At 68.3% G+C, this 5,541-nt stretch carries 4 protein-coding genes; 2 read left to right on the top strand and 2 right to left on the bottom strand.

The features are described from left to right. Positions 1-63: 63 nt before the first annotated feature. Positions 64-2,364 (bottom strand): glycoside hydrolase family 3 N-terminal domain-containing protein, encoded by a 2,301-nt coding sequence (locus RWX45_RS08885; RefSeq protein WP_316023372.1) that lies wholly within the window; start codon positions 2,362-2,364, stop codon positions 64-66. Then, positions 2,361-3,845: an MFS transporter gene (locus tag RWX45_RS08880; protein WP_316023371.1), complete on the bottom strand. Its 1,485-nt coding sequence runs from the start codon at positions 3,843-3,845 to the stop codon at positions 2,361-2,363. Before RWX45_RS08880 ends, RWX45_RS08885 begins: the two co-directional genes overlap by 4 nt. A 221-nt stretch (positions 3,846-4,066) precedes the next feature. Between RWX45_RS08880 and RWX45_RS08875 the strand changes: the two genes are divergently transcribed. Both RWX45_RS08875 and RWX45_RS08870 read left to right on the top strand, forming a co-directional pair. Further along, on the top strand, positions 4,067-4,795 hold the full coding sequence (locus RWX45_RS08875; RefSeq protein ID WP_316023370.1) for a helix-turn-helix domain-containing protein: 729 nt from the start codon (positions 4,067-4,069) through the stop codon (positions 4,793-4,795). A gap of 59 nt (positions 4,796-4,854) precedes the next feature. Further along, positions 4,855-5,541, top strand: a 687-nt coding sequence (locus tag RWX45_RS08870; protein WP_316023369.1) for a hypothetical protein, incomplete at its 3' end; no start/stop codon positions are given.

Raw genomic sequence — 5,541 nt, 5'->3', positions numbered from 1 at the left:
GGGCGGGTGCATCCGCCCCGCTGGGGGTGTCGGGAGCATCGGTCATGCCGGTCGCAGGGATCGTCATGCGGTCACCTCGAACTGGGCGGTGAAGGGCACGGCGGAGGATCCGCCGACGGCGACGTCGATGGTTGTGGGCTCCTGGACCCAAGTGCCGGTGGCGGCCGACCAGTAGCGCAGCTGCTGCGGGCCGAGGGGGAAGTCCACCGTCACCGTCTGCCCAGCAGGTACGTGCACGCGCCGGAACCCCTTGAGCTCGCGCACCGGCCGGGTGGAGGATCCGTAACGCTGATGCAGGTAGAGCTGCACGACCTCGTCGGCATCGACGTCGGAGGTGTTGGTGACGGTGACCCGGGCGGTGCCGGTCTCGCCGATCGCGAGCCGATCCGGCACCTGGACATCGCGGTACTCGAAGGATGCGTAGGACAGGCCGTGACCGAAGGAGTACAGCGGCGCCCCGGTCTGCTCATTCCAGTAGCGTCTGTCGGCATCCTGCGGGGCGAAGGTCGTGTGATGGGCGTAGTGCATGGGCACCTGCCCCACATGCCTGGGCCAGGTGAAGGGCAGCCGCCCGGCCGGGGACACGTCCCCGAAGAGTGCCGCTGCCACGGCCGCTCCGCCGCGGGTGCCCGGGTACCAGACCTGGAGGATAGCCGCGGCGCCATCGTCGGCAGCCCGGATGTCCAGGGGACGTCCGCTCATGACGAGCACGATCGTGGGAGTGCCGGTCGCCGTGACCCGCGCGATGAGCTCCTCCTGGCGCCCGGGCAGGGACAGCGTGGAGGTGGAGGCGGCCTCACCGATCATGTTCTGGTTCTGCCCGACGACGACGATGGCCACGTCCGCGCCGGCCGCCAGGGCGACGGCGCGTTCCATCTCCGCGTCGGCGTCGAAGCCCTCGGGAGTGGTGGGCAACGGGGTCTGCTCCTGGCGGTCGAATATGGAGGGCTGCACACGGGAGGCCGTGGCCAGCGCGCGGGCGTACTCAACCGTGACGCCGGCGCCGGCGCGCGCCCGAATGCCTTCCAGGATGGAAACGGACTCCTCCACCTGCTTCTCGAAGGTCCACGGGCCGAGGATGTCGCGTTTGGAGGCGGCCAGGTCGCCGAGCACCGCGATGCGGCGGGCGCTCGCCGTCAGGGGCAGGGCGCCGTCGTTCTTAAGCAGCACGAGGCTGCGCTCGGCGGCTTGGCGGGCCAGGCGCCGGTGGGAGGGGTCGGCCAGCACGGCCTGCGCCGTTTCGGGGGCGGCGCCGAAGGGTTGCTCGAACAGGCCCAGGCGGAACTTGGCCGTCAGCACTCGCCGCGCTGCCGCATCGATGGCGGCGGCATCGATGAGTCCCTGGGCGACGGCGTCCTCCAGGTGCTCAAAGGCCGCCCCCAGCTGGGCCATCTCCATGTCCAGGCCGGCGGCGACGGCGCGGGCGGCGGCCTCGGCCGGCGTACGCACCAGGTGCTGGATGAGCAGCTTGTTGACGGCGTCGGCGTCGGAGACGACGAACCCGTCGAAGCCGAGCTCGTCGCGCAGAAGGTGGCTGAGCAGGTGGTGGTTGGCGGCCGCCGGGACGCCGTCGAGCTCCATGTAGGCGGCCATGATGTTGCCGGCGCCGGCGTCGATGGCGGCCTGGAAGGGCGGCAGGTAGACGTTGTGGAGCAGTGACTGCGACAGCTCCACCTCTTCGTAGTCCCGGCCTCCGGCGGGCGCCCCGTAGCCGGCGAAGTGCTTGGGGCCGGCCAGGATGGACTCCGGGCCGATGGCTTCCTCACCTGTCCCCGACATCCCGCCCTGGAATCCGCGCACCTGGGCGGCCGCCATGGCGGCCCCCAGGCAGGGGTCCTCGCCGGCGCCCTCCACCATGCGCCCCCAGCGGGGGTCGCGGGCGATATCCACCATGGGGGCGAAGGTCCAGCGGATGCCCACGGCGCTCGCCTCCCGCGCGGCCGCCCTCTGCGAGGCGGCGACGATCTCCGGGTCCCAGCTGGCGGCCGCGGCGATGGGCACGGGGAAGATGGTGCGCAGCCCGTGGATAACGTCGAAGCCGAACAGGAGCGGAATGCCCCAGCGGCTACCGGCGAGGGCACGCTCCTGTAGACGGCGCAGCATGGCCGGGTCGGTGACGAACAGCAGTGAGCCGACGCGCCCGGCGTCAATGGCGGCGCCGACCCTGGCGGGTTGGCGAGCGAAGTCGCGCAGCTCCTCCGGCAGGGAGGCGATCATCTCCTCGGTGACCGGGGTGTCGTCGCGCCCCATGTAGAAGTACTGGGTGAGCTGGCCGATCTTCTCGGCCAGGCTCATGCGGCCGGCGAGGTCGTCGACCCGCTCGGCGATGCTGCGGGCGGGATCCTGGTAAGGGTAGACGGTCATGCTCGGTTCTCCTCGGCGGAGATGGCGGGGGCGTTCTCCTCGGCATCTTCGTGGTTGTGGTGGTCGACGCCGTCCGTCTGCGCGGCCCGGCGGGCGGCGAGTTCCTCATTGATCTGGGGGAGTTGGTCCTCCAGCCGGTACGCCCGCAGGGCCAGCGCCATGAGAAGGGCAATGACGGCGGGAATCCAGGTGAACAGCGCCCGGATGGCGAAGATCGCGGAGTCGGGCTGCGCATCCAGGGTGCCGTCGTAGCCGAAGAAGGCCAGGAAGGCGCCGGCCAGGGCCATGCCGATGCCCTGCCCGAGCTTGGCGGCGAAGGACTGCACGGCACCCATAATCGACTCCAGTCGGCGGTGCCCCTTCCACTCGTTGTAGGTGGCGCAGTCGATGACGAGGATGCCGATCATGTAGGACAGCGGCAACGTGCCGACGGCCACGATGAGGTTGGCGACGACGAGCAGCGGAATATTCACTCCGGCGAAGTACATCACCGCCCCGCCCACGACATTGACGAGCTGACCAACCAGCATGATACTCGTGAGCTTGAAGCGCTTCATGAGTGGCGGGATCACCATGACGACCGGAACCGCGAGGAGGGAGACGCCGACCGTCAGCGATTGCAGGCCGAGGTTGCCGACCACATAGCGGAAGTAGTACGCGGCGGCTCCAACATTGAGCAGGAGGTTCTGCAGCACCGTGATCGCGCCCAACAACCAGATCCACGGATTGCCCTTGAGCGCGGTGAAGATCTCACGGAAGGTGACCTTGTCCTTGGCGTCGTCGGCCGAGGGCTGGGTCTCCTTGACCGTGAGGAAGCGCATCATCCCCAGGACCCCCATAGGGATGGCCAGGCACAGGATGAACATGGACCAGCGTCCGGGGTCCTTGCCCGCCCACTCCAATCCCTGCGGGATGAGCATAGAGACGATGACCGCCCCGATGGAGATGAACAGTCCTGCGAAGGCGGAGACGGCGCCAATAGCCCGGCGGGTGGGGAAGGCGAGCGCCGTGTAGAGCGCCTGATTCGACTGGGCCAGGGTGGCGAATACCGAATTGACCATGGTGTACAGGAGGAAAAGCCAAACCGCCTTGGCGCCATCGCTCATGCTCGCCGGAGTGGAGAATAGGGCCCAGATCGAGACCCACAGGCCGATCATGGCGAACTCATACGGACGGGCCCGCCCCCAGCGGGTGCGCGTGCGGTCGATGAGGTAGCCGGCGAGCAGGTCGGTAACGCCGTCGAAGACCTTCGAGGCGAGCAGGAGAGTGCCGACCAGACTCGGATTCAGCCCCAGAGTGTCGGTCGCGTAGAGGCTGAAGTACCCCATGATGATGACATTGGCGGCCATCGACAGCGCCCGCGCTGACCATCCGAGCTTCTTGCCCATGGGCACGTAGTCGGGATCGTGGGCAGGAGTGCGCTGCGGCGGGGAGGCCCCCTCCACTTCAAGGGCCGGGTCAGTTGCGGACGTAGCAGCCATCTATGGCTCCTTCACAGTGTGTTTGCGGCTGGCCGTCATTGGCCGGTTGCCTGTTGATCGGATCGATCCCGAGGTCGGCCCGGTGGGTCTGCATTGCCCCGAACTGACCGGAGGCCAACCACAAAAATGAAGTGAACCACCAAATTGAATCGTCGTCAAGTGGTTGACTTCACCTTGTCCATCTGTAAATCTTGGGTCATACGCAAGTTTGGAGGTGGGGCGTGAGCACGTCATCCGGGACCCGTGGTCCTTACGCGAAGACCGCGGCCAAGCGGGCCGCCATTGCCCGGGCCGCCTATGAGGTGGTTCGGGAGGTCGGCCATGAGCAGCTGACCACGGCCGCCGTCGCCGAGCGCGCCGACATGTCCGAGCGGACGATGCTCTACCACTTCCCCACCCGGGATCACCTGCTCGTGGCCGCCCTTGAGCACTTCGACACCGTCGTCATGGGGGCGGAGCTCTTCACCGAGCTGCTTGAGGGCAGCGACGCCCGCAAGGCCCTGCTCCTGGCCAGCCCACCTCCGACCGCCGCCGAATCCGAGCAGGTGATCACCGAGTTGGTCAATACATCCATTTCGGACAAGGCCCGCCTACGCCTGTACTGCTACCTCGCCGGCCAGGCGCAGGTGCCCGGGAGTGCTGCACACGAGCACTTCGTCCGTCACTACGAGGAAGCGATCACGGGGTTCACCCTGCTCATGCAGTCCTTCCAGAACACCGGCCAGGCCCGCACCGATCGCTCCCCTCAGACCCTGGCCCGGCGCTTCCTGGCGGCCTGGGATGGTCTGCAACAGCAGTGGGTGGTGACCGAGGACTTCGATCTGGGAGCGGAGATCCTGGAGGCCTTCAACGACGCCGTCGGTCGCGATCTGCTGCGCACCCGTGCAGCCGTCAGAGCGGTCCTCGAGGACATCGCACCCACCACCCCGTCCGCCCAAAAGACCCAGTGAAAGCCGGCCAGGCCCGTCACGAGACCTCAATGCCAGTAAGAGCTAGTAAAGGATCAACGATGATCGACCGTCATGCACTCGTCTCCCGTCACAGCCCCCACCTCGAGGCCGACGACCCGGCGCTGGTGCTGTCGCTGGGCAACGGCGACTTCGGATTCACCGTGGACGCCTCCGGCCTGCAGACCTTCACCACCGCCCACGACTGCTCGTCGCTGGACCCGCGCGATCCGGCCTCCGCACAGGTGCGCATCACGGAGACGGCGACCCTGTCCACCTGGGGCTGGCACGAGGAGCCGAATCCCGAGGGCTACACCCTCGCGGACACCATGCACCCTTACCAGACCTCCCACGGTCCCGTCGACTATCCGGACACGCCGTCGATGGAACGGATGATGGCGGTGATGACGGGGCAGACGACGCCGGAGCTCGGCGACCTCGCGGGCCTATGGCTCCAGGCCAATCCGCACCGCCTCGACCTGGGGCGTCTCGGCCTCATCCTGCGCCCCGAGCCCGGCGCCCCCGCAGAAACGGACCCGTCCTGTCTGGCCGACGTCGACGCCCACCTCGACCTCTGGCGCGGACGCGCACACTCGACCTTCACCTACACGGGAGAGGGCGTCAGCGTGACGACGGCGGTCGCCGGCGAGGGCGCCGTCGTCGCCACCCGGGTGGTGTCCCCGCTGCTGGGCAACGGTCGCGCCGCGCTGCGCCTGGCCGTGCCCAACCCGTCCACCGGTTTCTCGCCC

Origin of the sequence: Actinomyces sp. MRS3W (assembly GCF_032465695.1) — a bacterium.
GTDB lineage: Bacteria > Actinomycetota > Actinomycetes > Actinomycetales > Actinomycetaceae > Actinomyces.
Note: the sequence above shows the minus strand (reverse complement) of the source record. Positions and strands in the feature narration are given on the sequence as shown.